This is a genomic window from Microcystis sp. LEGE 08355 (assembly GCF_015207185.1).
In the GTDB taxonomy this organism is placed as follows: Bacteria; Cyanobacteriota; Cyanobacteriia; order Cyanobacteriales; family Microcystaceae; genus Microcystis; species Microcystis panniformis.
Genome location: NZ_JADEXI010000878.1, coordinates 1 through 1,355 on the forward strand (window position 1 = coordinate 1; position 1,355 = coordinate 1,355).

At 36.8% G+C, this 1,355-nt stretch carries 1 protein-coding gene and 1 pseudogene; one reads left to right on the forward strand and one right to left on the reverse strand.

Going from position 1 to position 1,355, the window contains the following annotated elements; translation table 11 throughout:
- A pseudogene (locus tag IQ242_RS24890) lies at positions 1-476 on the reverse strand (transposase family protein); the annotation flags it as partial.
- A gap of 331 nt (positions 477-807) precedes the next feature.
- Here IQ242_RS24890 and IQ242_RS24895 point away from each other — a divergent pair.
- Positions 808-1,236 (forward strand): glycosyltransferase family 2 protein, encoded by a 429-nt coding sequence (locus IQ242_RS24895; protein ID WP_228021211.1) that lies wholly within the window; start codon positions 808-810, stop codon positions 1,234-1,236.
- The last annotated feature ends 119 nt before the right edge of the window (positions 1,237-1,355 follow it).

Here is a 1,355-nt window from a genome sequence, read left to right on the forward strand (position 1 = left end):
TTGACTAGAGCGATTTCATCAATTCCTAGTCTTTTTAATTCCGATAGGTCTGGCTCTGTAATTTCTTCGGCGATGTCCTCTATCATTCTTTGAATCTCTTCTTCCGTTACGTCATTTCTTCGGCTAAAATTTAAAATATCTACTGATTTTAATTGTTCGAGTATATTCTCGGCTAGTCTTTTCGTATAGGTTCGTTTCTTGGCGATAAAATCTAACTCTTCGCTAAAGGGTTTCTGACAATTATCGCACTTAAATTGACGACGATTAACTTGTAGGTACACTGGTTGTCCTGAGATTGGTAAATCTTTGACTAAATGTCGATGATTTTGGTGTAGTTTATCGCTCTCTAACCCACAACGAGGACAGATGGCTTTTTTATTTTTCGATTCGACTGGTCAAACTATACCGATATTTTCTAGGTGTCGATAGCCTTGAATAGAGGTTCCTTTTAGGTGAAAAAATTTGTCAAGCATCATAAGTAAAATACTCTGGTTTTTGGCCATTATATCAAATTTTAACTCAATTGTCTATCTTTTGGTATTAACCTGTTTGTGCCGTAAGTGTCTTCCTGTATAGATTTCAGCTATTTTTGAGACTAGGTACTCTCATCGAATTTTATTTTAAGTTAATTATTTGCATAACAATTCCCGAAGAGCCACCAATATTAGCTTTAACCGCTATCTTCGTCTCAAAGCTATCCTAGTAATTCTAATAGTTTGGAGCGGAGTGAGTCTGGTACACTGGTGGCCAGTAACTCAGGGGTTTATGTTGGTTTTAATAACTATATTGACCATACAAACTCTAAGAATGTTGATAGCAAAACCAGTTAATTTTGTTGTTGAAAGTAATAATTATCTTCCCCTAGTCTCCATTTTAGTTCCTGCCAAAAATGAAAGTGCAGTCCTGACTAATTTGGTGGACAGCTTAGGGGAATTAGATTATCCAAGTCATTGTTTAGATTTTTGGATTATTGACGATGGTAGTACTGATGAAACACCGCAAATCTTAAAGGAAATGCCAACTAAATTGCCATCTTTACAAGTTTATCGGCGAGAAGCTAAAGGTGGTAAATCAGGGGCTTTAAATGCAGTATTGCCCTACACGCGAGGAGAGATTATTCTCGTTTGTGATGCTGATGCTCAGTTACCGGCTGACTTGCTGCGGCAAACAGTACCTCTGTTTCAAAAAAAAGGGATTGGTGCAGTACAAGTACGAAAGGAAATTGCTAATACCTGAACTTCCCCCATACATATATACCATAATAGCCGAAAACCCTTATCCATCAATGGATACACCCCCTTAACTTTTCTTAATGTACCCATGTAATTTGTAACATTTCTTAATGGACAAGAATT

Excerpts from the sequence above, each read along its gene's own strand:
- IQ242_RS24895 (WP_228021211.1), top strand. The coding sequence starts at position 808 with ATGTTGATAGCAAAACCAGTTAATTTTGTTGTTGAAAGTAATAATTAT.